The 26,568-nt window shown below is 69.1% G+C and carries 18 protein-coding genes and 3 rRNA genes; 8 read left to right on the top strand and 13 right to left on the bottom strand.

What is annotated here, in order from left to right; genetic code table 11:
- Window position 1: 1 nt before the first annotated feature.
- Complete coding sequence (locus PZE19_RS13700; protein WP_277861187.1) at window positions 2-955, bottom strand: ankyrin repeat domain-containing protein; 954 nt, start codon at window positions 953-955, stop codon at window positions 2-4.
- Window positions 956-1,090: 135 nt separating this feature from the next.
- Here PZE19_RS13700 and PZE19_RS13695 point away from each other — a divergent pair, with 135 nt between their 5' ends.
- Window positions 1,091-1,876, top strand: a complete 786-nt coding sequence (locus tag PZE19_RS13695) for a class I SAM-dependent methyltransferase (RefSeq protein ID WP_277861186.1) — start codon at window positions 1,091-1,093, stop codon at window positions 1,874-1,876.
- 124 nt (window positions 1,877-2,000) lie between these two features.
- Here PZE19_RS13695 and PZE19_RS13690 read toward each other — a convergent pair whose 3' ends face one another.
- The 4 genes from PZE19_RS13690 to PZE19_RS13675 all read right to left on the bottom strand — a co-directional run bounded on the left by PZE19_RS13690 (window position 2,001) and on the right by PZE19_RS13675 (window position 6,692).
- Window positions 2,001-2,243 (bottom strand): hypothetical protein, encoded by a 243-nt coding sequence (locus PZE19_RS13690; RefSeq protein WP_277861185.1) that lies wholly within the window; start codon window positions 2,241-2,243, stop codon window positions 2,001-2,003.
- A gap of 667 nt (window positions 2,244-2,910) precedes the next feature.
- Window positions 2,911-3,249, bottom strand: coding sequence for an RNA-binding regulator (gene rbp, locus PZE19_RS13685; RefSeq protein ID WP_277861184.1), 339 nt, complete (start codon window positions 3,247-3,249; stop codon window positions 2,911-2,913).
- A 274-nt stretch (window positions 3,250-3,523) separates the two neighbouring features.
- The gene (locus PZE19_RS13680) at window positions 3,524-4,909 is read right to left on the bottom strand and encodes an FAD-dependent oxidoreductase (protein ID WP_277861183.1); all 1,386 of its coding nucleotides are present in this window, start codon (window positions 4,907-4,909) and stop codon (window positions 3,524-3,526) included.
- 190 nt (window positions 4,910-5,099) lie between these two features.
- Window positions 5,100-6,692, bottom strand: a complete 1,593-nt coding sequence (locus PZE19_RS13675) for an alkaline phosphatase D family protein (RefSeq protein ID WP_277861182.1) — start codon at window positions 6,690-6,692, stop codon at window positions 5,100-5,102.
- Window positions 6,693-6,961: 269 nt separating this feature from the next.
- Between PZE19_RS13675 and PZE19_RS13670 the strand changes: the two genes are divergently transcribed.
- Window positions 6,962-8,461 (top strand): DNA methyltransferase, encoded by a 1,500-nt coding sequence (locus tag PZE19_RS13670; RefSeq protein WP_277861181.1) that lies wholly within the window; start codon window positions 6,962-6,964, stop codon window positions 8,459-8,461.
- 221 nt (window positions 8,462-8,682) lie between these two features.
- Here the strand turns inward: PZE19_RS13670 and PZE19_RS13665 are convergent, their stop codons facing one another.
- Together PZE19_RS13665 and PZE19_RS13660 are read right to left on the bottom strand one after the other, a co-directional pair.
- Window positions 8,683-9,729 (bottom strand): helix-turn-helix domain-containing protein, encoded by a 1,047-nt coding sequence (locus PZE19_RS13665; RefSeq protein ID WP_277861180.1) that lies wholly within the window; start codon window positions 9,727-9,729, stop codon window positions 8,683-8,685.
- Window positions 9,730-9,817: 88 nt separating this feature from the next.
- Window positions 9,818-10,135: a helix-turn-helix domain-containing protein gene (locus tag PZE19_RS13660; protein WP_277861179.1), complete on the bottom strand. Its 318-nt coding sequence runs from the start codon at window positions 10,133-10,135 to the stop codon at window positions 9,818-9,820.
- A 971-nt stretch (window positions 10,136-11,106) separates the two neighbouring features.
- Between PZE19_RS13660 and PZE19_RS13655 the strand changes: the two genes are divergently transcribed.
- The 4 genes from PZE19_RS13655 (at window position 11,107) to PZE19_RS13640 (ending at window position 18,487) form a co-directional block, all read left to right on the top strand.
- Window positions 11,107-12,630: ribosomal RNA gene (locus PZE19_RS13655) — 16S ribosomal RNA — on the top strand.
- A gap of 835 nt (window positions 12,631-13,465) precedes the next feature.
- Window positions 13,466-16,269 (top strand): 23S ribosomal RNA (locus PZE19_RS13650).
- Window positions 16,270-16,464: 195 nt separating this feature from the next.
- Window positions 16,465-16,572, top strand: a 5S ribosomal RNA gene (gene rrf / locus PZE19_RS13645).
- Together the 16S, 23S and 5S rRNA genes form the textbook arrangement of a ribosomal RNA operon.
- Before the next feature lie 337 nt (window positions 16,573-16,909).
- A complete protein-coding gene (locus tag PZE19_RS13640; RefSeq protein WP_277861178.1) occupies window positions 16,910-18,487 on the top strand; it encodes a glycoside hydrolase family 5 protein in 1,578 nt (525 codons plus the stop codon).
- Between the two features lie 129 nt (window positions 18,488-18,616).
- Here the strand turns inward: PZE19_RS13640 and PZE19_RS13635 are convergent, their stop codons facing one another.
- The 6 genes from PZE19_RS13635 to PZE19_RS13610 all read right to left on the bottom strand — a co-directional run bounded on the left by PZE19_RS13635 (window position 18,617) and on the right by PZE19_RS13610 (window position 24,291).
- Window positions 18,617-19,732: a TlpA family protein disulfide reductase gene (locus PZE19_RS13635; RefSeq protein WP_277861177.1), complete on the bottom strand. Its 1,116-nt coding sequence runs from the start codon at window positions 19,730-19,732 to the stop codon at window positions 18,617-18,619.
- A 132-nt stretch (window positions 19,733-19,864) separates the two neighbouring features.
- Complete coding sequence (locus PZE19_RS13630) at window positions 19,865-20,845, bottom strand: beta-ribofuranosylaminobenzene 5'-phosphate synthase family protein (protein WP_277861176.1); 981 nt, start codon at window positions 20,843-20,845, stop codon at window positions 19,865-19,867.
- Window positions 20,842-21,444, bottom strand: coding sequence for a DUF447 domain-containing protein (locus PZE19_RS13625; RefSeq protein ID WP_277861175.1), 603 nt, complete (start codon window positions 21,442-21,444; stop codon window positions 20,842-20,844). Before PZE19_RS13625 ends, PZE19_RS13630 begins: the two co-directional genes overlap by 4 nt.
- On the bottom strand, window positions 21,441-22,901 hold the full coding sequence (locus PZE19_RS32970) for a DUF6513 domain-containing protein (protein ID WP_277861174.1): 1,461 nt from the start codon (window positions 22,899-22,901) through the stop codon (window positions 21,441-21,443). Before PZE19_RS32970 ends, PZE19_RS13625 begins: the two co-directional genes overlap by 4 nt.
- 130 nt (window positions 22,902-23,031) lie before the next feature.
- Window positions 23,032-23,406 carry an endonuclease domain-containing protein gene (locus PZE19_RS13615; protein WP_277861173.1) on the bottom strand — a complete coding sequence of 125 codons (375 nt, stop codon included), beginning with the start codon at window positions 23,404-23,406 and terminating at the stop codon, window positions 23,032-23,034.
- A 114-nt stretch (window positions 23,407-23,520) separates the two neighbouring features.
- The gene (locus tag PZE19_RS13610; protein ID WP_277861172.1) at window positions 23,521-24,291 is read right to left on the bottom strand and encodes an SDR family NAD(P)-dependent oxidoreductase; all 771 of its coding nucleotides are present in this window, start codon (window positions 24,289-24,291) and stop codon (window positions 23,521-23,523) included.
- A gap of 110 nt (window positions 24,292-24,401) precedes the next feature.
- Between PZE19_RS13610 and PZE19_RS13605 the strand changes: the two genes are divergently transcribed.
- A complete protein-coding gene (locus PZE19_RS13605; RefSeq protein WP_277861171.1) occupies window positions 24,402-25,580 on the top strand; it encodes an SGNH/GDSL hydrolase family protein in 1,179 nt (392 codons plus the stop codon).
- Window positions 25,581-25,607: 27 nt separating this feature from the next.
- Window positions 25,608-26,483: a DUF3472 domain-containing protein gene (locus PZE19_RS13600; protein ID WP_277861170.1), complete on the top strand. Its 876-nt coding sequence runs from the start codon at window positions 25,608-25,610 to the stop codon at window positions 26,481-26,483.
- Window positions 26,484-26,568: the final 85 nt, after the last annotated feature.

Raw genomic sequence — 26,568 nt, 5'->3', positions numbered from 1 at the left:
CTCAGCGCACCGCCCCCGCCCGCCGCAGCACGTCGGCGACCTCGTCGCGACCTTCCCGGACGGCCCACTCCAGGGGCGTAAGCCCGTCGCGTCCAACCGCGTGGAAGTCCGCCCCGCGATCGATCAGCGTCTTCACCACATCGACGCGCCCGCACCGCGCGGCCTCGGCGAGGAGGGAATGGCCGTCGTATTGATCAAACAGGGACATATCTTCGACGACGAGTGTGTCGATCGGGCCTCGTCTGGCTCCCTGCGACAGCAAGACGTCGTACACGGCGCGGCGGCCTTCGAGTGCGGCGTACGCCAGGGAGCTGCGCCCGAACCAATCGACGGCGTCGATGTTCGCGCCGTATTCGAGGAGTCGGAGCACGACCTCGACCCGGCCGCAATGCGCCGCGCGCGTCAGAGGTCGCTGACCGAGGTCGTCCATCGCCTCGACGTCGGCTCCGCGAGACAGCAGCAGGTCGACCATCTCAAGAGGCCCGAACCCGGCGGCGATCATGAGCATCGGGCCGTCGTAGGAGCCTCGGCCGGCGTCGACGTCGGCCCCTTCATCGAGCCTGGCGCGGGCGAGTTCGACGTCGCCCAGCCAGACGGCGTCGCGGAAGCTACAACGTCCTCCCGCCGCGAGCAGCAGACTCAACGGCTCGGCCTCCGCGGGCGGGAGGCTTTCCCCACGTCGCTCCCGGGCCCGAGAACCGATCGCCGCATGCGTCACGGCCGTATGGCCTTTGCCGTCCTCCAGGTTCGGATCCGCGCCATGATCGAGCAGGATGCGGATCAATTCGACGTGGCCCCGACCGGCGGCCGCCATCAGGGCCGTCACGTTCAAACGGCCTCTCGCGTCGACGTCCATCCCGCGGCCCAGGCGGTCCACCACGAAGTCGACGTCGCCGCGCCTGGCGGCTTCGATCCACTCCGCGACCGGTCGAGACTCCTCCGAAGCTTCGTTCATGCGTCGTCCTCCTCGTCGCGGCCGGTCCGGGCGGCCTGGCTCCCGACAGGGTGCGAACTCCTTGCAGAGGTCGTCGGTCGAGGATATCACCTCAGTTCCGTCGCGTCAGTCCTCGTTCGCCGACCGGAGATTTCCATGAGCAGCCCCGAAGAGATCCTGGACTACAACCGACGCGCCTGGGACCGGCAGGTGGAGCGGGGCAATCGCTGGACGGTGCCGGTGGGGCCGGAGGAGGTCGCGCGGGCGCGGCGGGGGGACTGGCGGATCGTGCTGACGCCGACGAAACCCGTGCCGGCGGAGTGGTTCCCGCCGCTGGCCGGGCTGGACGTGTTATGCCTGGCGAGCGGGGGAGGGCAGCAGGGGCCGATCCTGGCCGCGGCGGGGGCGCGGGTGGTCGTCTACGACAACAGCCCCAACCAGCTCGCGCGCGACCGGGAAGTCGCCGACCGCGAAGGGCTCGACCTGGGATGCGTCCGGGGCGACATGGCCGACCTGTCGGCGTTCGACGACGGCCGCTTCGACCTGATCGTCCACCCCTGCTCGAACACCTTCGCGGCCGACGTCCGGCCGGTCTGGCGCGAGGCGTACCGCGTCCTTCGACCGGGAGGCTCGCTGCTGGCCGGATTCACCAACCCGGTCGCCTTCCTGTTCGACGAGGCCGACCTGGAGCGCGGGGAGCTTCGCATCGCGTATGCCATCCCGTACTCCGACCTGACGAGCCTCACCGACGCCGAGCGTCGGCGGTTCGCCGAGCGGGACGAGCCGCTCTGCTTCGGGCACACCCTCGACGACCAGATCGGCGGCCAGCTCGCCGCCGGGTTCGTCCTGACGGGCTTCTTCGAGGACGTCGATCCCGACTCGCCGCTCGCGCGGGTGATCCCCGCCTACATCGCCACCCGCGCCCTCAAACCGAGGGCGTGAGCGGCCTGTCCGGGCCGTCGAGGGCCGGCGGGGAGGCGGCGACCGAGGGGAGACCTCGACCCGAGTCTTCGAGAATCGGGGGCGCAGCGTCGCGCCGGGTCTCCCAGGGTCGTCCGCGGAGGGCTCAGACGGAAGCGAGGCGTCCTGCGACGGCCGGCGAGACGGCGATGGAATCGACGACCGGGTCGACGATGTCCGCGACGACGGGCTCCCCCGGGCGCTTGGGCTTCGGTCGCGGCGGATCGTCCAGGCGGACGGCGCATTGCGGGTGGATTCCGGCCCGCGAGTAGACGGACTTGTGGCAGACCGGACACTGGAGCCGGGTCGTGATCGTCGGAGGCGGGGTGTGGTAGTGTCTCGAGGACATCAATGCCTCCCTGGGGACGAGGCGGCGACGAACAGGCCGTCGCCGGGATCGTCCGAACGCGCGGTGCACATCGTGAAGGGGGTCGTGCGATCGTCCCCATGCGGGCGGGGACGCAGGAACCCTCGGTCCGTTCGCCGTTCGAACTTGCACTCGAACGATCGCGACGGATCAGGAGTCGCCGGACGAGCGACGAGGCGTTCCGGAGAGATGGGGTGCGGGACCAAAGGTTGCGTCCCGAAGGGCCGGCTCCGAGGCGGGCCGGGCAGGTGCCCGGCCGGACTCGGGATCGGCGTCGCGAAGAGCGGCGACGTCGGTCGACGGGATGCCGACCGTGTCGCCTCTCTTGACGAGGCAGGCCCCCGGCCTGGCGGCAAGGGGGCGAAGCAGGATGGGACGGCCGCCTCGCAGGGCCCGTCCCGCTCGATTTGTCGGATCCGTCGTTCGTCCGTCGTTCGACGGTGCACGGAGGGACCTACTGATCGGGATCCGATCGACGCTCGCGGCGTCGTCCCCCCTGAGGTTGCATGATCCGGCGCGAGCGGGCGTCCCGGCCCGGGAAGTCCGATGAGCCTGGAAGGTCCCGGAGCCCCGCGTACGGGGTCTCCGGTGTGGATGTCATCGCGGATGAGGCGAAGGGCGAGCGACGCCAGCCCCTCCGCGATCCGGCTCAATACCGGCGACCGCCGCCGCCGCCGCCGCCACCGTAGCCGCCGCCACCGCCGCCGCCGCCACCGTAGCCGCCGCCGCCCGTGCGGGCTTCGCGAGGCTTGGCCTCGTTGACGGTGAGGTTGCGACCGTCATAGTTGTGGCCGTTGAGGGCCTGGATGGCCGCCTGGGCCTCCGCGTCGGACGCCATCTCGACGAATCCGAATCCCTTCGAGCGATTCGTGTCGCGATCGACGACGACCTGGGCGCTCTGCACCGTACCGTACGGCGCGAAAAGCGCTTCCAGGTCCGAGTGGTTGATGTTGTAGGTGAGGTTCCCGACGTACAGCTTCTTGGACAAGATCAGCTCCGAGACGAAAGGCGACCCGCTTGCGCTTTCCGGGTCGAGAAGAAAGGTGGACCCGAGATGGGCCCGGTGGCGGGATGGCGAGGGAGTCGAGCCGCGTCGCGTTCAGAATGACTCGACAGGGCCGCTCGGTCGCCAGACCAACCAAGCTTGATTATAATCAGAAGTGGGAATTAGAGCCAGGCGAAAATGTCTCGATTCTACAGAACTCGCGGAAAATCCTTTTCTTAAGGCGAACCAGAACCGGATCCAGCGAAAACTGGGAAGGCTAGGGGATTCGGGGGGTTTCCGCGAAGAGCAGGGCCAGGCCCTCGGCCATCGTCGGATGGGCGAAGAGGCCGTCGCGCAGGGCCGTGTACGGCATCCCGCCCATCATGGCCGTCTGGACGGCGGCCAGCAGTTCGCTCGCCTCGACGCCGAAGGCCGTGAAGCCCAGGATGCGGTCGTCCGGCGCGGCGGCGACCAGGGCCTTGAGGAACCCGCGGGGGGCGGACGAGGTGACGGCGCGGAGGACCCGGGCCGTCGGGATCCGGGCGACCCGGTACGGCACGCCCTGCGCCTTCGCCTCCGACTCGGACAGCCCGACATGGGCGAGTTCGGGGTCCGTGAAAAGGCAGTAGGGCACGAGCCGCCCGGCCGTCGAGCGGGATCCGCCGAGCACGTTGTCGCGGACCACCCGATAGTCGTCGAACGAGACGTGGGTGAACTGCGGGCTCCCCGCGCACTCGCCCATCGCCCAGACGCCGTCGGCCGTCGTCTCCAGGCGGTCGTTGACGCGGACGAAGCCGCGACCGTCGAGCTCGACGCCGCCCCGATCCGCGTCGAGCGAATCCGTGTTGGGCGTCCGGCCCGCGGCGACGAGGAGGTCGGTGGCCTCGATCACCGAGCCGCCGTCGAGCGTGATCCGGAGGGCCTCGCCCGAGCGTCCCTCGACGGCGGCCGCGGCCACGTTGAGCCGGACCTCGACCCCCTCGTCGTCCATGAGCTGCAGGAGCGCCTCGGAGACGTCCGGATCCTCGCGATCGAGCAGGCGGCCGGACCGGTTGAGGATCGTGACCCGGCTCCCGAAGCGCCGGAGCGCCTGGGCGAACTCGAGCCCGACGTAGCCCCCGCCCAGGATCACCAGGTGCGCCGGCAGCCGGCCGAGGTCGAGCGCCTCGACGTGGGTCATCGGCCTCGCGTCCGCCAGGCCGGGGATCGGCGGCAGGCTCGCCCGGGTGCCGACGTCGAGGAAGACCCGGTCGCCCTGCAAGACCCGCTCGCCCCCCGCGTTCAGGGCGACCCGGATCGTCCGGGGGCCGACGAATCGGCCTTCCCCCAGGACCAGCTCGGTCCCGCCGGCGTGGAAGTTGTTCAGGTGCACGGCCTGCATGTCGTCGACCATGGCCTGCTTGCGCGCCCGCACGGCGTCCATGTCGACGGCGACCGGCCCGGTCCGCACGCCGAACCGCCCGGCCTCCCGGACCATCGCCGCGACCTTCGCCCCATAAATCACGTTCTTGGTCGGCAGGCAGGCCACGTTGGGGCACGCCCCGCCGATCTTGCCGCGCTCGACGACGGCCACGCCCTGGCCTTTCTTGCCCAGGGTCCACGCGAGGTACTTCCCCGCCTCGCCGCTGCCGATGATGACGTTCTCGAAGCGCTCGGGGGTCATGGCGGCCGCCTCCCTGTCGAACTCGATCGTCGGGAATGGGCGACGGTTCGCGGATGCAGCCGCACGGACGCGCGAAGGAATCTCGGCGTCCCGGCTGATCCGCTCGACGAACATCGAGGCGACGAACGCCGGCCCGACGCCATCTTCGCATCCGACGCGCGCCTCGTGCCAGGGGTCCGCGCGGCCCGGCTCAGGCCGGCTGGACGCCGGGCTTGCCGGCCTCGACGGCGAAGGACTTGAGGGTTTTGGCCGGGGCGCCGGGAGACTTGACCTTCTCGACGATCCGGTAGTCGCTGACCCAGGACTTCGGGGTCAGCGTGCACAGGACGTAGCCGCGCTGGCGGTTGTGGAAGCGGACGCAGGGGTTGGCGGCGAGGAGCCCGTCGAGGCCCTCGACCTGGGGCGAGCCGTCGCCGCCGCTGGTGATCGACGTGCCGACGAACTCGGCCGCCACGACGGCCCCTTCGGGCTTGCGGTCGTCGACGCGGAGGTCGTTGACCCAGTTGGAGTGGATGTCGCCGGTCAGGACCACGGGGTTGGGCACGCGGCGGTCGGCGAGGAACTCCACGAGCTTCATCCGCTCGACGGCGTAGCCCGGCCACTGGTCCATCGAGTACAGCTCCGGGCCCCCCGGGGTCCGGCTCCGATGGACCATGCCCATCATCACCTGCTGCGCCAGCACGTTCCACGTCCCGGTCGAGCGCAGGAGCGCCGCCTTGAGCCAGTCGGCCTGCTCGGCGCCGAGGATCGTGTTCTTGGGGCTCAGGGCGAGCTCGTTCAGCTCCGAGGCGCGGTCGTCGTTGGGCTGGTCGGTGCGGTACTGGCGCGTGTCGAGCACCTGGAAGGTCGCCAGGCGGCCGAACGGGACGGTCCGATAGAGCTTCATGTGGGGACCGTGCGGCAGCGACGAGGGCCGCAGCGGCATGGCCTCGTAATAGGCCTGGTAGGCCCTCGCCCGCTGCTCCAGGAACTCGACGGGGTCGACGCCGGCCTTCTCGGAGACGCCGGCGGCGTAGTTGTTCTCGAACTCGTGGTCGTCCCACGTCACCACCCACGGGCAGCGGGCGTGGGCGGCCTGCAGGTCCGGGTCGGTCTTGTACTGGGCGTGGCGGATCCGGTAGTCGGCCAGGGTCCGCAGCTTCGGCCCGGCGTGTTTGCGCACCAGGGCGTCCCGGCCGGACCCTTCGTAGATGTAGTCGCCCAGGTGGAACGCCAGGTCCAGGTCTTCCTCGGCCAGCCGTCGGTAGGCCGTGAAGTAGCCCTGCTCGTAATGCGAGCACGACGCGAACGCGAACCGCAGCCGTTCCGGGGCGGCGTCGGCCGCGGGGGCGGTGCGGGTGCGGCCGACCGGGCTGACGGCGTCGCCGGCCCTGAAGCGGTACCAGTACCATCGGTCCGGCTGCAGCCCCTCGGCCTCGACGTGGACCGAGTGCGCGAGCTGGGGCGAGGCGACGGCCTTGCCGCTCCGGACGATCTCGCGCATCCCGTCGTCGGTCGCCAGCTCCCACGCGACCTCGACCGCCTCCGGCGGCATCCCGCCGTCGGGGTCGAGCGGACTGGGCGCGAGCCGCGTCCACAGGACGACCCCACCCTCCGTCGGCTCGCCCGACGCCACGCCGAGCGAGAACGGGTCGGCGGCGAAGCTCGCACGCCGAGAGCGGGCCTCGGCCCTGGCCCCCAGGAGCGGCAGCGAGGAGAGCGCGGCCCCGTAGGCCAGGAACAGGCGACGGCTGACGCGGCCCTCGGCCCGTGCGGCGGAAAACAACTCGGAAAGGTCGCGCATGGCAAGGATCTCGCTCTGACGCCAGGTGGAGGGCGACCCGCTCCGGCCGCTCGTCGATTCGTCCGAACGCCCCCCACGATACCGCCCCTCTGCGAAGATCTCTCGGAGGAATCCGAGAAAACTCGGAGTGGCGGCCCCACAGCCACCGCGGACGTTCGATCCGGCCCGGCGGCTCGACGCGACCTCGCCTCTCCTCGACAGGATCGACCACCTCTGCTAGATTCCCGTCGAACACCATCCGCACGGCCCCCCGGACAAGGACGTCCCCCATGGCTTCCCCCGCGCGTCGAGCCGCCAGGCCGGGTCCCGCCCCGAGCGAAACGCCCGCCCCGCCCCCCTACGCCCCGCTGGACGTCCGGTCGCTCGATCGGAACCTGTTCAGCCTGGAGGTTTACGGCGATTCGGCGGACCAGGTCGACGACCTGATCGAGAGCGTCCGCGAGCACGGGATCCTGGAACCGCTCGTCGTCGCGCCGGGGCTGGCGCGAGGGCGATGGGAGGTCGTCTCGGGCCACCGACGCCTGGCCTGCGCGGCGGAGTTGGCGCTGGAGCGGGTCCCCTGCGTGATCCGGGAGTTCGCGACGGACGACGACCGCCGGACCGCCGTCCTCGAATACAACCGCCAGCGCCGCAAGACGTTCAGCCAGATGATGCGCGAGGCCGACGCCCTCGAAACCCTGCTCTCGACCGACGCCCGCGCGCGGAGCCGAGGGAACCTCCGGAATCAGGACGGGGCAGGTGTCCCGACGTCGCCGAGCCCCCGCACCATCCCCTTCGGCGACCATCCCTCCTGGAACGACGACGAGAAAGACGCCGGGCGTCGGAATTCCGACGCTCGAAGCGACGAGGGGCAGGGGGGAGCGGTTCGTCCCAGGCCCGGCCGTACCGACGCGGCCGTCGCCGAGCGGATCGGCCTGGGGGGCAAGGACTTGTATCGCCAGGCTCGGGCCGTCTGGGCCAAGGCCCGGGAGGGCGACCCGCGGGCCTTGGCCGGCGTCGCCCAACTCGACGCCGAGACGAAGACCATCCACGCCGCCTACAAGGACCTGCGCCGGCGCGACAAGTTCAGTCGCGACTTCCGCCCGACCCCGTACGACGTCTGGTCGTTCCGCCACGACCGGGCCTTCGGCGTCCCCCACCCCGGATCCATCCCCCCGAGCCTCGTCGCCCACGCGCTGCACTATTTCACCGACCCCGGCGCGCTCGTCGTCGACCCGATGGCCGGCGGCGGGACCACCCTCGACGTCGCCCTCGCCATGGGCCGACGCTGCCTCGCCTACGACCTCGAACCGGTCCGCACCGAAATCGCCCCCCTCGACGTCCGCCTCGGATTCCCCCCCGAAGCGGCCGGCTGCGACCTCGTCTTCTGCGACCCCCCCTACCACACGATGCTCGCGCGAAAATACCCGAGGGAGAGCGTCGCCGCCGCGCCCCTCGAAGCCTGGACGCGGTTCCTCGACCGGCTCGCCCAGGATGTCTTTTTAATCCTGAGGCCGGGGGGCGCATTCGCGCTTTTGTTGGCTCCTCAGACCGAGAAGGACCTACCGCGCGGCCACGGCTACATCGACCACGTCTTCCTGGGCTACCGCGCGGGCCTCGAGGCCGGCTTCCTCCCCGAGCGCCGCATCAGCTGCCCGATGAGCGGCGACTACACCCCGCAGCAGGTCCGACGCGCCCGGACCGAGGGCCGCCTCCTGGGACAGGTCCGGGATCTCCTCGTCCTCCGCAAGCCGAGGGAGAGCGACCTCCGAGCCCAGATTACCCCGTAAACGCAATTCCCGTTTACGGGACGCCCCAAAACCCTGCCTGTTACGGATTTGAGAACTGAGCGGAATCCCAGATTCGCAATCGTCAGCAGTGCCGTTTTGACAGATGCCGATATGGCAGTCGCACGGGACTGCCATTTGCGTTCCCGGGAGACCTCGGCGCAAACAAAAACGCGACCCGAGGCCGCGTCTTCGAGACGTCCCGAATCTCGCCGAAGGGGGACTTATTCCACCGGCTCGCCGCAGGCCAGTTCGTAGACCTTGCCCCGGACGAACGGATTCGACAGGGTCGGGTTTCGCCGGACGACGGGCTCCGGGAGCGAGTCCAGGGCGATCGCCGTAAGACGTTTCAGCTCATCGGGATGGAGATTTTCGAGCACATAGGAGACGGCCGCTTCCTGGGACGCCAACGAGTCGACCGCGCGGGCCTGCTTCTTCTCCTGCTCGATCTTCCGGAGCCGTTCCGCCAGCTCGCGACGACGCGTTTCGAGGCGGTTCGCCACCTGCGGGAGCAGGTCGTAGCCGTCCTCGATCCCGGCGCGGATGTAGCCGGGGCCGTTCTGCAGCTTACCTAGGCTTTGCAGGTAGAAGGCGTTGAGCAGCACCTTGGCGACGGCCTCCGGGTCCTTCTGCATAACAAGGCGGGTCGCCAGGTTCTCCGGCAGGCCCTGATTCGTCAATAATTCCTGCAAATCGACAGCAACAAGGAGCCGGCCGTCGGCGCTCAGGCGGAAGGGCGTACCGGGGATCGGGGCCGACGCTGTGTCTTCTTTCGTTCCTGTTTCTCGTTTGGGCCCATCCTCACGGCCGCCGTGGTCCAGCTTCTGGACCGGGTCGACTAAAGAAAACAGGCCGGATTTCGAGGGGTCGACTAAAGACTTTGGACCGGTTTCGCCGGGGACGTCTAAAAGATCTCGGCCGGTTTGCGGGGCCGGCTTCGTCTTCTTGGACGCGACGGGCTTGGCCCGGTCGCCGGTGGGCCGGTGGTCCGGCGCGGGCTGGCGCAGGACCCGGTACGCCGTGGACTTGCCCCGCGACTTGTTCGCGATCAGGAACCCCGCCCCGATCAGCTCCTGGATGGCGTCGATGACGGTCTGCCGGCTGAGGCCCGCCTGGCGCGCGATGGTCCGGGTGCTGGGATAGCCCCAGTCGGTGCCGAAGTCGGAGAAGAGGCCGATCACGAGATACACCTTGATCGCCGAGCCCCCCAGCGATCGGAAGGCGTCGGACCGGAGCAAGTCGTGCTCGACCCGGAAGAAATACGATGCCATGGCCGGATGCCACCTTGCCTCGGGGTCGCTCTGACAACATCCCTACCGCCAGCGGCCCGAGCCCGCGCATGGGCTCGCGTCAGGCCGATCAATCCGCCTCGAGGGCCGGGGGGTCGGCGACGTAATACGTCTTCACCTTGCCGCGAGGGCCGGTCGTCGACACCACCAGGCCCAGCTTCTCGAGCTGCACCAGGCTGTCGATCACCGTGGGCGTGGAGAGCCGCGTCCGAGCGGTGAGCTGGTTCAGGCTGATCGTCACGCTGCGGTCGGGCTCGCCCCCCACCGCCTCGATGACCACCAGGTAGACCTTGATCGCCTCGCCGCGGATCCGTGACAGGTAGCCGCGATCGAACAGCACGCTCTGGACCCAGTCGGTCCGAGTCGCCTCGTCCACGTCCGTCATCATCGCGGGGCACTCCGTTGTCTCGGGACGTTTCCGCCCGCTCCGCCCGCCGCCGACCATCCTCCGGCGTCCGACCGATCGCCATCCGCGCATCAAGGCCGTGCCGACGTCCATGGTCGATCCGCTCCCTCGGTTGTTCTGCCTTTCCCTGGCTTCTCCAACTTCGCTTATCGGACGTAGATCACCTGGATTACAAGTCGTCCAGCCAGGTTTTGAAGATCCACCCAGCCGTTCGACCGGCGTTTCGGCGAAATCGCTGTAATCGGGCCTCCTCGATAGGGAGCTTCGCCGAGAATTTCGGAGGATGTAAAGTCTTGATGGAATTTCGATTACGAGAAGATGGGCGACGATTCTTCGGTAGCCTGTTGACCTCGGAGGGGGATGCCTTTAAGATCTCCCCTGTCGAGCGAAACGTCGTCACTACGACACGGCCGGCCTGGTCGCCAACGAGCGGCAGGGTCGGCCGAAATCGTCGGAAGAACGTGTGAACTCGCGGGGCGGATCCGGCGTAGGGTTTCCTACGGCGGGTGCGCCGGCCTCGTCTTTGACAATCCGGTCGATCGTGGAAGAGAAGAAGACCGCGGGGCCTTCGTCGTCGTGCCAACGCGACGGGGGTCGAGCGGCGAGCGAGTGAGAAGGTGCGTAGTGATCCGCCGGGGGCGACGAAGGGCCGCGAGGCCCGGGATGTCGAGCCGCGGCGGACGGTGAACCCTTGAGGGGAGCCGGCGTGCGGGATCGTCCCCATCGGGACGTCGCGGGGTCCAGGTCCTGGATCCCATGCAAAAGCGACGTCGGGGCGGCCGCAAGGACCGGCGGCGGGTAGGGCTCGGCGACGACGGCGCGATCCTTTCGGGGGTCGGGTCGGGGACGACGGGCCGGAGACCGCCGCGACCAGTTTTTTTCCTCAGACCTCTTCGAGGATGGGGACCGGAGGACGGGAAGGCCTCTTCGGAGGAGCTACCGGCCCGAGGACCATTGTGAAGGGTTTGATCCTGGCTCAGAATGAACGTTGGCGGCGTGGATTAGGCATGCAAGTCGAACGGGCCCAGCAATGGGCCAGTGGCGCAAGGGTGAGTAAGGCGACGGCAACCAACCCCGAGGATGGGTATAGCCGCGGGAAACTGCGGGTAATCCCCAGCGATGCGAGGGCGTCGGCATCGACGCTTCGCCAAATGGATCCGTCCGCCTCGGGACGGGCCGTCGTGGTATTAGGTCGTTGGCGGGGTAGCGGCCCACCAAGCCTTCGATGCCTACCGGGCGTGCGAGCGCGGCCCGGCACACTGGGACTGAGACACTGCCCAGACTCCTACGGGAGGCTGCAGTCGAGAATCTTCGGCAATGGGCGCAAGCCTGACCGAGCGACGCCGCGTGGAGGACGAAGGCCTTCGGGTTGTAAACTCCTGTCGAGGGGGAGAAAGGTCCCGCGAGGGGCTTGATCGATCCCTGGAGGAAGCACGGGCTAAGTTCGTGCCAGCAGCCGCGGTAAGACGAACCGTGCGAACGTTATTCGGAATCACTGGGCTTAAAGCGCGTGTAGGCGGGTCGGTGCGTCGGCGCCTGAAATCCCCCGGCTCAACCGGGGAACGCGGCCCGAAACGACCGGCCTGGAGGGACGTAGGGGGGACTGGAACTTCCGGTGGAGCGGTGAAATGCGTTGAGATCGGAAGGAACGCCCGTGGCGAAAGCGAGTCCCTGGACGTCTGCTGACGCTGAGACGCGAAAGCTAGGGGAGCGAACGGGATTAGATACCCCGGTAGTCCTAGCCGTAAACGATGAGCACTGGGTAGGGGGCTCGCCGATGGGCTCCCTGCCGCAGGGAAACCGTGAAGTGCTCCGCCTGGGGAGTATGGTCGCAAGGCTGAAACTCAAAGGAATTGACGGGGGCTCACACAAGCGGTGGAGCATGTGGCTTAATTCGAGGCTACGCGAAAAACCTTATCCTGGGCTTGACATGCGAGGATTAGCCGGCGGAAACGTCGGTGACGCCGCAAGGTGGAACTCGTGCAGGTGCTGCATGGCTGTCGTCAGCTCGTGCCGTGAGGTGTTGGGTTAAGTCCCGTAACGAGCGAAACCCCTGTGATCAGTTGCCAGCGCGTCATGGCGGGGACTCTGATCAGACCGCCGGCGTCAAGCCGGAGGAAGGCGGGGACGACGTCAAGTCATCATGGCCCTTATGCCCAGGGCTGCACACGTGCTACAATGGGGCGGACAGAGCGTCGCCAGGCCGCGAGGCCGAGCTAATCGCAAAAACCGCCCCTCAGTTCGGATTGCGGGCTGCAACCCGCCCGCATGAAGCTGGAATCGCTAGTAATCGCGGATCAGCATCGCCGCGGTGAATGTGTTCCTGAGCCTTGTACACACCGCCCGTCAAGCCACCAAAGCGGGGGGCATCCGAAGTCGTCGGAGCCGAAAGGCAGGCGCCGAAGATGAAACCCGTGATGGGGACTAAGTCGTAACAAGGTAACCGTAGGGGAACCTGCGGTTGGATCACCTCCTTTCTAAGGATACTTAGAAAACCAAGCCGGGGACGCCGTCACATGGGGATTGCCGCCAGGCCTTCACCATGGGCGACCCACGGCTCGTCGGCGCCGCCTCGGATCCCGAGGAGACGCCCGTACGCCTGCTCCCCCCGAGGGTTTGAAGAAGAAACGCACCTCCCGCTTGCATCCGGGGCCCGCCGCGGCTAAGGTAGCCACCTTCGGCCGCGGCCGGACCCCCGGCCTCCCCGTCCCCGCCGCCCCGCGCGGCGGGCCGGGCCACGATCGACCGAGACGCGACGCCCCCCGCCCGGGATCGAACCCGGGCGGGGCGGCGTCTCCGCCTCCTCGCCTCTCGCGCACCCTGGGCGCGGGGCGGGGCCGTCCATTTGAGACGGCCTCGCCCCCCGGCCAGGCGCCGGGTCCGGCCCCTCGGGGCCGCGGATCTTTGACAATTCGGTGGTTGGTCGATACACGAATCCGACACGGTCGGGGTCGTCGAAATCCTTCGGGATCGAGGCGATTCTGGAACGGGTCGGGATTCGACACGAGCCTCGACGGAGGGGCCCGGTCATGATGCGTCCTCGGACGGATCGCGGCGGGCCACGACGGAAGAGGCGAGTGGCATACTCCACACACAGTTTCACGCCGCAAAGGCTCCGGCCGATGCGGCGACGAATACCAACACGAACCCTTTGGATCTGGAAGATTGGGCCCAGTGCCGGTCCCCGCGTCGCGAGACGGCGGGATCGAACCACGGGTCCGGCTAGGCGAGGAATCGCAGAGCGAAGCAGAGCGGCGGGACCCTCCGATGCAGGCCCGCGTCCTTCCCAGGGCGCGGGGGCCCGATCGGCGTGGTCAAGCCCCTAAGGGCGCGGGGGGGATGCCTAGGCGTCGTCAGCGAATCGGGCGTGGAAGGCTGCGATAAGTCCGGGGGAGCTGCATCACGAGCTTCGATCCCGGAATACCCGAGGAACACCCGGGGAACTGAAACATCTCAGTACCCGGAGGAAAGGAAATCAACCGAGACTCCCTGAGTAGCGGCGAGCGAAAGGGGATCAGCCCAAACCGGACGGGTCACCGTCCGGGGTCGCGGGCCCGGAATCACGAGGAACCGAAGCGAACCGAAGCCGCTTGGAAAATCGCGCCGCAGCGGGTGACAGCCCCGTAGGTGCAGCGGAAGTTCCTCATCCGGTCGCCCAAGTAGGGTCGGGCACGGGAAACCCGGCCTGAATTCGCGGGGACCATCCCGCAAGGCTAAGTACTCGACGACGACCGATAGCGAACCCAGTAGGGCGACCGAACGGTGGGAAGAACCCCGACGAGGGGAGGACACTGAACCTGAAACCCCGCGCCTACAAGCGGTGGGAGGGCTCTGGCGCAAGCCGGCCTGACCGCGTGCCTTTTGCATAATGATCCGGCGAGTTATCGTGTCCGGCCAGGTTAACCCCTTCAGGGGGGGAGCCGCAGGGAAACCGAGTCTGAACAGGGCGACTCAGTCGGGCGCGATAGACGCGAAACCAGGTGAACTACCCATGGGCAGGTTGAAGCGGCCCTAACCGGCCGTGGAGGACCGAACCCACCAGTGTTGAAAAACTGGGGGACGACCCGTGGGGAGGAGTGAAAGTCTAATCAAACCTGGAGATAGCTCGTTCTCTCCGAAATGGCTTTAGGGCCAGCCTCGGGACATAACGCGCGGGGGTAGAGCGACGGAATCCGACAGGGGGCCTCCCCGGCTACCCTTCGGAACCCAACTCCGAATACCGCGCGCCGGACCCCGGGAGTCAGAGCGTGGGGGATAAGCTTCACGCTCGAGAGGGAAACAACCCAGACCGCCGACCAAGGCCCCCAAAGCGACGCTGAGTGATAAAGGAAGTGGGATCGCCGTGACAGCCGGGATGTTGGCTTAGAAGCAGCCACCATTTCAAAAGTGCGTAACAGCTTACCGGTCGAGCCATCCCGCGCCGAAAATGACGGGGACTAAGCGTCGTGCCGCAGTCGCGGATTCGCAAGAATGGTAGGAGAGCGTCGAGACTGCATCGAAGCCGCACGGGTAACGAGCGGTGGAGCGGTCCCGAGTGCGCATGCCGGAACGAGTAACGACAAGACGGGTGGGAAGCCCGTCCGCCGAAAGCACAAGGTTTCCTGGGGAAGGTCAATCCGCCCAGGGTCAGTCGGGTCCTAAGACGAGGCCCAAGGGCGTAGTCGATGGGCAGACGGTTAATATTCCGTCACCCGGCGGGGAGGTTGATGAGGGGAGGACGCCGGAGGATTTTTGGGTCGGGGTGATAGACGCCCCCGTGCCGCAAGGCCGACAGCATTCGATCTGGAAGCCCAAGAGAATCCGGCCGCGAAAAGCCCCCCTCGGACGATCCGCCGGCCCGTACCGCAATCCGACACAGGTGTGCCAGGTGAGCATCCGAAGGCGTTCGGGAGAACCCTCGTGAAGGAACTCGGCAAAATGGCCCCGTACCCTCGGTACAAGGGGCGCTCCCTCGGCGACGGGGGAGCCGCAGAGAATCGGCACTAGCGACTGTTTATCAAAAACACAGGACTCTGCCAATTCGCAAGAAGACGTATAGAGTCTGACGCCTGCTCGGTGTCGGTAGGTTGAGGAAGCCAGTCAGCGCAAGCGAAGCCGGCGACCGAAGCCCCGATAAACGGCGGCCGTAACTATGACGGTCCTAAGGTAGCGAAATTCCTTGTCGGGTAAGTTCCGACCTGCATGAATGGCGTAACGACTGGTGCGCTGTCTCCACGAGGGACCCGGTGAAACTGTAGTCGTGGTGAAGATGCCACGTACCCGCGGTTAGACGGAAAGACCCCGTGAACCTTTACTGCAGGTTGGCACTGGTCCAATGCTCGCTCTGTGTAGGATAGGTGGGAGGCTTCGACCCGGCGGCGCCAGCCGTCGGCGAGCCATCGGTGAAATACCACCCTGAACGATCGTTGGCCCTCACCGGCGCGAAGCCCGCGTCGGGACCGTGCTCATCGGGCAGTTTGACTGGGGCGGTCTCCTCCCAAAGAGTAACGGAGGAGCGCCATGGTGCCCTCGGCCCGGTCGGCAATCGGGCAACGCGAGCGCAAACGTATAAGGGCGCCTGACTGCGAGACCCATGGGTCGAGCAGGGACGAAAGTCGGCGTTAGTGATCCGGCGGTGCTGGATGGAAAGGCCGTCGCTCAACAGATAAAAGGTACTCCGGGGATAACAGGCTGATCTCCCCCGAGCGTCCCTAGCGGCGGGGAGGTTTGGCACCTCGATGTCGGCTCATCGCATCCTGGGGCTGGAGAAGGTCCCAAGGGTTTGGCTGTTCGCCAATGAAAGCGGTACGCGAGCTGGGTTCAGACCGTCGTGAGACAGGTCGGTCCCTATCTGCCGTGGGCGTAGGAGACTTGAGGGGCTTCTCCCCTAGTACGAGAGGATTGGGGAGGACCGACCTCTGGTGTGCCGGCTGTCCCGCTCGGGGCATCGCCGGGTAGCCAGGTCGGGACGGGATAAGCGCTGAAGGCATCTAAGCGCGAAGCCCCCCCCGAGATGAGGTCTCCAGCGGGATTCATCCCGCATAGGCTCCTGGAAGACGACCAGGTCGATAGGCCGGGAGTGCAAGGCGGGCGACCGCCTCAGCCGACCGGTCCTAACAGCCGAGCGGCTTGACCACCCCGATCCGGCCCCCCCGCGAGGGCGGGCGCAGATCGAGACGGTCCCGAGCCTGCTCCGCTCCCAGAAGGCCTCGCCAGATATCTCCCGATCCAACGGAAATCGTGGACGGTGAGTGGGGTATGCGACAAGACGTATCGACCGACCCACCGAGGAATCGCGGCCGCCGGGGTTGAACCCCCCCGGCGGCCGAATTCCCGGCGACCATACCGGCGGGGCCACACCCGTTCCCATCCCGAACACGGCCGTTAAGCCCGCCGGGCCCATGATAGTGCAATCGCGCGAAAGTCGGTCATCGCCGGGATCCCACACCGAAACACGCCGCACCCCCCCGGGTGCGGCGTGTTTCCGCGCGCGCACCTCGTCCTTTCACGCCGTCGCGCACCGCCGCACCCCGACGGATCGTCGAGCCTTGCGACCCGGGCCTCCCCGCGCGGCGGCGTCCTCGAAGACGACCTCCAAATCCAGCTTCCAAGCTCCTCATGGCATCGAGAAAAGGTCTGTTTCGTGGATGTCTGCGCCATGGGTGGAATTCGGGCTGGTCCGGCCCGCGGCTTACGACGGGTCGAAGGACGTGATAGCTTGAGGTCCGCGGCCTGCGCCACGAAGACGAGAGGCGTGGGGAGCGGGGACGCATTGCCATGTATGGATCGCTGCTTGCGACGTTCTTGCCGTTGATCGTGCTCGGTTCGGCGGGGGCGGAGAGCCTGGACGACGGCGGCGCCGCCTTCGTCCGCTCGTTTGATGAGCCGAGATCGCTGGCGGGGGCCTCGGTTCCGCGAATTGGGGTGCGGGTCGAACCGGGAGCGGGTCGATCGGGCTCGACGGGGCTGCGGGTCGAACGCCCGGCCTCCGGCGGCGCGGGCTCGACGACGGTGGCTTGGACGCTCCCGGTCGAGAAGCTCCGGGGCGTCCGAGTCCGCGTCGAGGCGTTCGTCCGCGCGGAGGGCGTGGCCAGGCCGCCGAAGAGCTGGAACGGGATCAAGGTGATGCTGCATCTCGCCGGCGGAGCCGAGGAGTGGCCGCAAGCGCCCGTCGATTCCGGCTCGTTCGAGTGGGCCCGGGTCGGGTTCGTCCGCGCGATTCCGGACGACGTCAAGACGGCGGACCTGGTGCTCGGGCTTGAGGAGACGACCGGGGTCGTGGTGTTCGACGACGTCCGCGTGACCGTCGAGCCGGCTCGGCCGGCCAGGGTCGCGGCCGTCGGGCGTCCCGATCCGCGGCACGGCCCCGGCCGCCTGCGCGGGGTTATGATCGGCACGTCGGTCGACGCCGACGACCTGCGCACCCTGGCGCGCGATTGGGGGGCCAACCACGTGCGCTGGCAGCTGCTCTGGGGCGGTTTCCCCAACGGCCCGGCCGACGACGCAACGGCCGAAGAGTACGACCGGTGGCTCGACGGCGAGCTGGACTGGCTCGCCCGGCTGCTACCCGTCTGTCGTCAGGAGGGGATCACGGTTCTGATCGACCTCCACACGCCGCCGGGCGGCCGGGATTCCGCCAGCGTCCATGCGATGTTCCGCAAGGCCGAGCACCAGACGCATTTCCTGAAAGTGTGGGAGCGGATCGTCCGGCGGTTCCGCGACGACCCGGCGGTGTGGGGCTACGACCTGCTGAACGAGCCCGTCCTCGGGATGCTCCCGGAGGGTGTGCGGACGTGGCCGGAGATGGCCCTGGAGGCGGCGAAGCGGATCCGGGCGATCGACGCCGGAAAGGCCATCGTCGTCGAGCCCGCGCCCTGGGGCGGCCCCGAGGCGATCGACGACTTCGAGCCGCTGCCCGGGATCGAAGGCGTCGTCTACAGCGTTCACATGTACCTGCCGCACCAATTCACCCACCAGGGGGTGCAGGGCAACCCCAAGGGGCTGACCTATCCGGGCGTCATCGCGGGCCGCAAGTGGGACAAGGATGCGGTGCGGCTCGCCCTGGAACCCGCCCGCCGCTTCGAACGCACCTTCAACGTCCCCATCTACATCGGCGAGTTCAGCGCGATCCGGTGGGCCCCCGGCACGAGCGCCCGCGACTACCTCCGCGACGTGATCGACGTCATGGAAGAGTACGGTTGGGACTGGGCCTACCACGCCTATCGCGAGTGGAACAGCTGGAGCTTCGAGCACGGCTCGGACCCCGACGACGCGAAGCCGAGCCCGTCGCCCACCGATCGCTGCCTGCTGTTGAAGTCGTATTTCGCCCGCAATCGCGTCGCGGCGACGCCCTGAGGCGGAGGAGGCGGTTTCGAGCCTAAGGGTTCGCCGGCTCGATCGCTCCCCTCGTCCGGCCCTGGCGGACGCTTCCCTCGCGAGGGTGGGAAGCCGTCAGGGCCGGATGAAAGGGGACGCGGGCCGGGGTCAGTCCTTCTTCTCGCCGTCCTTCTTCTCGCCGACGGCTTTCTGGTACTGTTCGAGGCGATCCTTCAGGCTCGAATCGTCTTCGAGCTCGGTGCCCTTGGCGAGCTCGACGGCGCGCTTCTGGGTTTCGAGGGCCTTGGGGGCGTCGCCCGAGTCGAAATAGGCCTTGGCGAGGGTGTCGGCCAGGAACGGGCTCTTGCCGCTCTCCAGCTCGTCGCCCTTCTTGGCGGCCTCGAGGGCCAGGGCGACGAGCTTGGCGCCCGGCTTCTTCTTGACCTCGGGGTCGACGATGGCCCAGGCGATGAAGTTGAGGCCCTGGGCCTCCTTGCCGGCGTCGCCGTCCATCAGGGTCTTGCCCAGCGCGAGGGCCTTGTCCTCGTCGCCCGACTGGACGAGCGCGTTGAACTTCATGGCCGTGAGGCTCTTCTCCGCGCTGGGGATTTCCTTGATGATCTCGTCGATCGTATCGATGATCACCTTGGGGTCTTCGGACTGCATGGCCTTCTGGAGCTTGGCCTGGAGCTGCCCGCGCTTGGCCTGTTCTTCCTTGGCCTTCTTCGCCTCGTCGACGGCGGTGTTCAGGTCCCACGAGCCGTTGACGACCTTCTCCAGGGGCTCGTCGATCTCGCCGGGATGGCCGATCCAGACGACCTTGAGGTCCTTGTTCACGATGAAGGCGGTGGGGATGCCGTTCTGGTCGGCGGCCTTCATCCAGTTCTTGGCCATCGCGCCCTGGTCGGAGTCGGCCTTCTCGGGGACGGCGTCCATGGCGACGCGGTAGTCCATCTTCTCGCCCATCTTCTCGACGAACGGCTTGATCCCGGACTGGTCGTCCTCCAGGATGCTGACGCCGATGAACGTCACCTCGGGGTGCTTCTTCTGCAGCTCGGTGAGGTGGGGGATGGTGGCGATGCAGGGGCCGCACCAGGTGGCCCAGAACTCGACGACGTAGAGCTTGCCGGGCTCGAGGGCTTTGATCGGCTCTCCCTTGACGAATTCCTTGACTTCGAGCTTCGGGGCGGCGTCGCCGACGCCGAGGCCCTCGGCGCGGGCGGCGGGGAGGGCGGACAGGCCGGCCAGCAGGGCCAGGGCCGTCGTTCGGGCGAGCTTGAGCATCTTGCGGGAATCCCTTCGGGTGGTGCGAATGGGTCGAGAATACGACGGAAACGTCGACGGCGGGCCGCGACGAATCACGTCCCGATCGTATCGGCCGGCCGCGGAATGGTCACGCGAAAATTCGGCCCGCGCTCAGGCCGGGCCGGGCGTCGCGGCCGTCGCGAGGCCCGCGCCCCGGTTGCGGGCGCGGGTCCAGAAGACGTCGCGCGGGCCGAGGTCGTGGCGATCCCGGAGGCGGGCGGTCAGGGCCCGCTTCTGGTCGTCGGACGGCGTGCCGAAGGCGTAGAGCGACGGGCCCCAGGAACTCTGGCCGGCGCCGACCAGGCCGAGGCGGCCTAGCTCGGCGACGAGGGACTCGGACTCCGGGCCGGCGTAGACGCCCCCCTGGGCGGGGGCGAAGGCCGCGCCGACCTCGCGCTGGATCTCGCCGAGGGCCGCGCCGAAGGCGTCCAGGTCGCGGCCGGCCGCGGCGCTCAGGAGGTCGAGCAGGACGAGCCGGCAGAGCCGTTCGGAGGTGCGCTCGGGGACCGGCGGCAGGCCGGCGAAGGCGGCGGCCTCGTCGCCGCCGTGGCGGCCCGACGGGGCGGGGGGGCGGACGATCAGGATCGACCAGTCCTCGGGGAAGTCGAGCCGCGAGACCATCGGCGGGACGTCGCCGGGCGTCGCGTGGCCGCCGTCGACGATCAGGCCGCCGTGGAGGAAGCCGTGGAGGCCGACGCCCGAGCGCCGGCCGCGCTCGGAGAGCCTGGCGAGCTGATCCAGCGTCGGCTCCTCGACGCCCGACGCCGCCAGGACCAGCCTCGCGACGGCCAGGCTGAGCTGGGTGCCGACGCCCAGGCCGGCGTGCTCCTCGGGGGCGCGGACGACCTCGATCCGCACGGGGCGGACCGGCGTCGGCCCGGTCCAACGGTCGGGGATGCGGTCGAGCAGGGCGGCCACGCGCGGGGCCAGCGGGCCGGCGGCGTGGAATCGTTCGGCGGGCTCGGCGGCCAGCTCGAGGCCCGGTTCCTCGACCATCAGGCCGACGCCGCCGAACTGGCGGCGGACGTGGGGGCCCCAGCCCAGGAGCCCGAAATGGAGCCGGCTCGCGGTCCGGATTCGCAGCCGCGTCATGGGATGGACGCCCTCGATTCGAGCGGCGGGCGCGCCGACCGGCGGACGTGCTCGTGGAGCAGGTCGAACGCCTCATGCTCGGCCGGGCCGCCGGTCTTGTCGACGAGGATCGAGAGCTTCTGGAACTCGTCGAGGATCTCCGCCAGGGGGAGGAACGCGGTCCGCGTGGCGAGGATCGCGGCCTCGACGACGGCGTGGCGGGCGCGGTTGAAGCCGAGGAAGTCGCGGATCCGGCCCTCGGCGACGGTCTCCACAAGGACGGTCGTCCGCTCGTCGATGTCGTCGACGACGATGGGGCGGAACTCGTAGTAGCGGCAGGCGTCGGCGAGCACCCGCCCGGCGACGGCCCGCGCCGGCAGGGTGGCCGGGGGCGGGTCGAGCGGGGCCCCGATCGCGGTCCGGGCCAGGAGGCGGACGTCGTCGGTGACGTGGAAGACCCCCGCGCCGCCGGCCTTGAGGTTGCGGTAGGTCGTCGACGTCCGGTAGGGGCGGAGGACGAACGTGGCCATGCTCAGGTCGGCGGGGATCTTGGGGCCCATGGGCGCGATGTTCAGCTCGCCCTCGGGGCTCAGGGTGGTGACGAGGCCTTCGAGGATCACGCGCGGTCGTCCTCCTCGGGCGTCGGGTCGGCGGGGGGGGCCGCCCCCCCCGCGGGGGCCTCGCCGCCCACCCGTCCGCGCCGCAGGCGGTGGCTCGTCTCCGGCTCGGTGAGGAAGCCCCACGACAGCGATTGATCCTGGCGATAGGCCTTGCCCAGCGTCAAGGCGGTTCTCGCCTTCATCATCTCGTAGCCCAGATAGAAGGCGTGCGAGGCGTCGGCGACGCCCATCCGGTCGAACAGGACGAAGGGGTCGGGGCCGCTCAGCAGGTGGGCTCCGTTGAGCGCGTAGACGAGCCCGTCCTCGGCGAAGATCCGCCAGTTGGGGTCGCGGATCCGGCGCTGGAGTTCGGCGAGGTTCTCGGGCCCGAAGCGGGCGAGCTTGGGGTCGCGGAGCATGACCAGGCCGGGCTCGACGCGCTTGGGGAGGACCCGGTTGACGACGGCGTGTCGGACCAGCCGCCGCGCCAGGTCCAGCTCGCGGACCGACGATCGGGCCCAGTTGATGACGGCCGTGGTCAAAACGCTGTGGATCCGCTGCTCCTGGCAGAAGCCCATCAGGAGCGTGTTGACGCCCGCCGAGTCGACGTCGGTCAGCTCGGTGAGGTTGCCCACGCCCATCATCATCGCGGCGTCGGGATAGCGGCGGCGGACCTCCAGGTAGCGGCCGAGCGAGGCCGCGAAGCCGAAGCCGATGGGCTCCAAAATCGGGTCGATCCGGAAGCGGACGCCGGCCGCGTCGAGGGCCTCGACCGTGGCGTCGAGCCCTTCGAGCGTCCCCGGCTGGTCGGGGAGGACGACGACCTCGGCGCCCCAGCCCTTCGCCGCGTCGCGGTTGCCGGCGTTGACGCTCAGCACCAGCTCGGCGCCGGCCGCGACGGCCCGCGCGACCTCGTCCGGATCGAAGCTGTCGATCGAGACCCGCAGGCCCTCGTCCCGGAGCGCGCGGACGGCGTCGCCGACCTCGGCCCAGCAGACGCCCGGCTCGCAGCCCAGGTCGATCAGGTCGGCCCCCTGCGCGGCGAAGTCGCGGGCCTGGCGCAGCAGCTCGGCGCGGGGCAGGCGGGGGGCGAGGTTGATCTCGGCGAGGATCGCGACGTCGTACGCGCCGTAGTCGTCGGGACGCCCGCCGGCCCGCTCGTGGCCGAACCAGCGCGGCAGGTCGCGGAGGTCTTCCGGGCCGACCTCGACCGGCACGCCCGGCGCCTTCGCCTCGATCGCCGCCAGGTCCCCCCGGCAATACCCCGGGAGGATGATCCGCGCGACCCCCGGCGGCGGCTCCAGCCGCTTCGCGATCCACGCCGGCGTCATCAGCGCGGCGACGGTGATCGGCAGCACCGCCACCTCGGCCTCGATCCCCGCGCGCGGCGCGAGGTCGTCGAGCACCTGCCGCAGCGCGAACTCCGCGAGCCGGCCGGTGACGAAGAGGACGCGCGTGGGGCTGGGAGAGTCGTTCACAATGATCGTAGTCCGTCCAAAACGCCCTTTCCCCCCCCGCGGGGGAAGGTGGCCCGTAGGGCCGGATGAGGGGGGGAGCGACGGGCCGTCGGGTTTCGCTCCTGCGCCGGAGAGCCTCCGGACGCTCGGTTCAGCCAGGTTTGTCGCTCGACCGGCGACCGAATGCGATGATCGCCTCGACCACCGTCGCGACGTCCTGGATCACATCATCGTTGGACACGCGGAAGATGCAAACGTGTCGAGCCCCCAGCCATTCCTGGCGGGCGAGGTCATAGTCGGCCCGGCCGACGTGGCTGTCGCCGTCGAGTTCGATGACAAGCCTGCGGGCGGGTTCGTAGAAGTCGACGTAGAACGGCCCCATCGGCACCTGACGACGAAATTTCATCCCGAGCCGGCGAAGTTCCCGCCAGAGCGTACGCTCGGGCCCGGTCATGTTGCGACGCAGCTCCCTGGCTCGATCGAGCGAGATGGACGGATCCGGCTCGTCGTCTGCCTCGGCGTCCATGAATCGCCGCCTATCCCGGTTGAACTCCATCGGTCCTCGTGCTCGTCTCCCCCTCATCCGGCCCTTCGGGCCACCTTTCCCCGCGAGGGGGGAAGGCCGTTATGGTTCCGGACCTCACCGCACCGACCCGCCGTTCACCCGCAGGACCTGGCCCGTGAGGAAGCCGGCGGCGGGGCCGACGAGGAAGGCGGCGACGTCGGCGACGTCTTCGGGGCGGCCCCAGCGTTTCAGGGGGGTCTCGCGGAGGACGCGGTCCTGCCACTCCCGGGGGGCGGTCTCGCCCCAGGCGGTCTGGATCCAGCCGGGGGCGACGGCGTTGACGCGGACGCTCGGGGCGAGGCTCAGGGCGAGGCTCCGGGTGAACGCCGCGACGGCCCCCTTGACCGCGCCGAACATCTCGCCCGAGTCTCCCTCCATGCCCGTCTCGGCCTGGTCCCAGCCCATCGTGACGATCGAGCCGCCCCCCTCGGCGACCATCCGCCGGCCGACGTCGCGGCACAGGCGGATCGCGGCGACGACGTCGACCTCCCACAGCAGGTCGAGCTTGGCGTCGAAGGGGAGGTCCGCGTCGTCGCCGGTCAGGACGTCGGCGCCGGCGAAGTGGATCCAGGCGTCGAGGCCGTCCCAGAGCTTCCAGGCGTGGGCGACCAGCCGGTCCCCCTGCTCGCGGGAGCGGAGGTCGGCCAGGATCGAGGCCACGCGGACGCCCCGGCCCTCGATCTCCTGCACGACGCGGACGGCCGCGTCCAGCCTGCGGCCGTGGACGATCACGTCGGCCCCCGCGCGGGCGAGGGCCTTCGCCGTGGCGCGGCCGATGCCCGAGGTCGCGCCGATGACGGCGCAGCGCAGGCCGCGGAGGCTGGGATCGGCGGGGGCGTCTGGCATCGGCGGGGTCGCTCGACGGGCCGGGCGGAGGGTGGACGGAACGTCGCCGTTCGACGACACTACACGTTAGCCCGCCGGGGTTTCCTCCGACAAGCCTTTCGAGCCCGTCCATGACCCGCCCCCTCGTCGCGAACCTCCGGCGCACGCTCAAGATCCTCCGCGACGGCTGGCTGCTCGTCGGGCTTTGCCTGGGCCTGATCGTCGCCCTGGAGCTGGGGCTGCGGGGCGTCTTCGCCCTCAAGGACCGGGTCGCCGCGCCGCCCTCGCTCGACCCGCGGGTCGTCCGCGACGGCTACGCCGACGAGCCCTGGCCGAGGATCCACTATCGCGAGCTGGAGGCCCTCTCCGACCGCTGGGAGCCGTACGTCTACTTCCGCCAGCGGCCGTTCCGGGGTCGGACGATCACGATCGACGACCAGGGCCGACGCGCCGTGTGGCGGCCGCCGGCGGGGCGGGGGACGGCGATCAAGATCCTCGTGCTGGGCGGGTCGTCGCTCTGGGGCTTCGGCGCGCGCGACGACGAGACGATCCCCTCGCTGCTGGCCCGCTTCCTCGACGAGCGGGGCGTCGTCGCCGAGGTGCGCAACCTCGCCGAGATCGGCCACGTCAGCACCCAGGAGACGATCGCCCTGGCGCGCGAGCTGCAGGCCGGCTACCGACCCGACGTCGTCCTCTTCTACGACGGCGTCAACGACACGGCCTCGGCCCTGCTGGAGGGGAAGGCCGGGCTGACGACCAACGAGCGCAACCGCGTCCGCGAGTTCAACCTGCTCCAGTCCCCCGGGCGGATGGCGGCGGCGATCGCCGGCCGGGTCGCCGCCGAGTCGGCCCTGCAACGGCTGGCGAAGTCCCTCGGCCGGCGTTTCCTGGGCTCGCCCGAGTCGGCCTACCCAGCCCCCCCGGCCGCCGACCTCGACGCGCTCGCCCGCGGCGTCGTCGACGCCTACCAGGCCAACCTCGACCTCGTCGACGCCCTCGCCGCGCGTTATGGCTTCCGCGCCCTCTTCGCCTGGCAGCCGGTCGTCTTCGACAGGGCCGCTCCCACCCCCTTCGAGCGCGAGGAGGCCGCGAAGTACGCCTGGCTCGCGCCCCTCTTCGCCAAGGTCGCCGCCGAGATCGGCCGGCGCGACGCGCTCAGGACGCGGGCCGACTTCCTCGACCTGAGCGCGATCTTCCGGGACGCCCCGGAGCTGGTCTTCATCGACTACTGCCACACCACCGAACGCGCCAATGCGCGGATCGCCGAGCGGCTGACGGGGCCGGTCACGGCCCTGCTCCCCGCGCGATGATCTGCCGATGTTTTACGGAGAATCGCGATGACGAAGGACGGGTTTCGGGCGGCGCTGGTCGCGGGGCTGGCGACGATCGCAATGGCGGCCGGGGCGGGGGCGGGGGCCGACGAGAAGCTCAAGGACATCGCCTGCCGGTCGGTCCACCTCGGATACCCGGGCGAGGCGGGGACGGCCTTCTACAACGAGATCACGATCCGCGAGTCGGCCGTCGGCACGTACTTCATGGTCTGCGGCTGGGACAAGGGCTACTTCGGCCTCCAGGAGCTGGGGAACGGCAAGAAGCTCCTGATCTTCTCGGTCTGGGACTCGGAGAGCGACGACCCGAACGCCCAGAAGGCGGAGGCCCGCACCAGGCTGGTCGACAAGGACGAGAAGACCCGGGTGAAGCGGTTCGGCGGCGAGGGGAGCGGCGGGCAGTCGTTCTACGACTACGACTGGAAGCTCGACGAAACCTACAAGCTGATGGTCTCGTCCCGCGTCGACGGTCAGCGGACCGAGTACACCGGCTGGTTCTTCGTCCCCGAGGAGAAGGGTTGGAGGAAGCTCGTGACGTTCTCCACCGTCACCGGCGGCAAGGACCTGGGCGGCTATTACGCGTTCATCGAGGACTTCCGGCGCGACCGGGACTCCACGACCCACGCCCGCCGCGCCGAGTTCGCCGACGCCTGGCTGCGGACGACCTCCGGCGCGGCCGTTCCGCTGACGAGGGCCCGGTTCACCGCCGACCGCAACCCCGTCATGAACATCGACGCCTTCGCCAAAGACGGTCGGTTCACGCTCGTCACCGGCGGCGCGACCCGTAACGAAGGGGCCGAGCTGCGCGAGGTGATGGAACTGCCGACGGCCGGAGCCGCCGTCGCCCCCGAGGCCCTCAAGCTGGCGGGTCCCGCCCGGCCGTGACCAGGTCGTCGGACCGGTCGGCCCGTTCGAGCGAATAAAGTGGATTCCCGTATCGGTCGTGCCGATTTTATCAGGTGTCCTGGGG

Origin of the sequence: Paludisphaera mucosa (assembly GCF_029589435.1) — a bacterium.
Lineage (GTDB): Bacteria > Planctomycetota > Planctomycetia > Isosphaerales > Isosphaeraceae > Paludisphaera > Paludisphaera mucosa.
Note: the sequence above shows the minus strand (reverse complement) of the source record. Positions and strands in the feature narration are given on the sequence as shown.

Coding starts and splice junctions, on each gene's coding strand:
- PZE19_RS13665 (WP_277861180.1), bottom strand. CDS start 9,729: ATGGCATCGTATTTCTTCCGGGTCGAGCACGACTTGCTCCGGTCCGAC.
- PZE19_RS13635 (WP_277861177.1), bottom strand. CDS start 19,732: ATGCTCAAGCTCGCCCGAACGACGGCCCTGGCCCTGCTGGCCGGCCTG.
- PZE19_RS13615 (WP_277861173.1), bottom strand. CDS start 23,406: ATGGACGCCGAGGCAGACGACGAGCCGGATCCGTCCATCTCGCTCGAT.
- PZE19_RS13605 (WP_277861171.1), top strand. CDS start 24,402: ATGACCCGCCCCCTCGTCGCGAACCTCCGGCGCACGCTCAAGATCCTC.
- PZE19_RS13675 (WP_277861182.1), bottom strand. CDS start 6,692: ATGCGCGACCTTTCCGAGTTGTTTTCCGCCGCACGGGCCGAGGGCCGC.
- PZE19_RS13640 (WP_277861178.1), top strand. CDS start 16,910: ATGTATGGATCGCTGCTTGCGACGTTCTTGCCGTTGATCGTGCTCGGT.
- PZE19_RS13690 (WP_277861185.1), bottom strand. CDS start 2,243: ATGTCCTCGAGACACTACCACACCCCGCCTCCGACGATCACGACCCGG.
- PZE19_RS13660 (WP_277861179.1), bottom strand. CDS start 10,135: ATGATGACGGACGTGGACGAGGCGACTCGGACCGACTGGGTCCAGAGC.
- PZE19_RS13700 (WP_277861187.1), bottom strand. CDS start 955: ATGAACGAAGCTTCGGAGGAGTCTCGACCGGTCGCGGAGTGGATCGAA.
- PZE19_RS13610 (WP_277861172.1), bottom strand. CDS start 24,291: ATGCCAGACGCCCCCGCCGATCCCAGCCTCCGCGGCCTGCGCTGCGCC.
- PZE19_RS13695 (WP_277861186.1), top strand. CDS start 1,091: ATGAGCAGCCCCGAAGAGATCCTGGACTACAACCGACGCGCCTGGGAC.
- PZE19_RS13680 (WP_277861183.1), bottom strand. CDS start 4,909: ATGACCCCCGAGCGCTTCGAGAACGTCATCATCGGCAGCGGCGAGGCG.
- PZE19_RS13670 (WP_277861181.1), top strand. CDS start 6,962: ATGGCTTCCCCCGCGCGTCGAGCCGCCAGGCCGGGTCCCGCCCCGAGC.
- PZE19_RS13600 (WP_277861170.1), top strand. CDS start 25,608: ATGACGAAGGACGGGTTTCGGGCGGCGCTGGTCGCGGGGCTGGCGACG.
- PZE19_RS13630 (WP_277861176.1), bottom strand. CDS start 20,845: ATGACGCGGCTGCGAATCCGGACCGCGAGCCGGCTCCATTTCGGGCTC.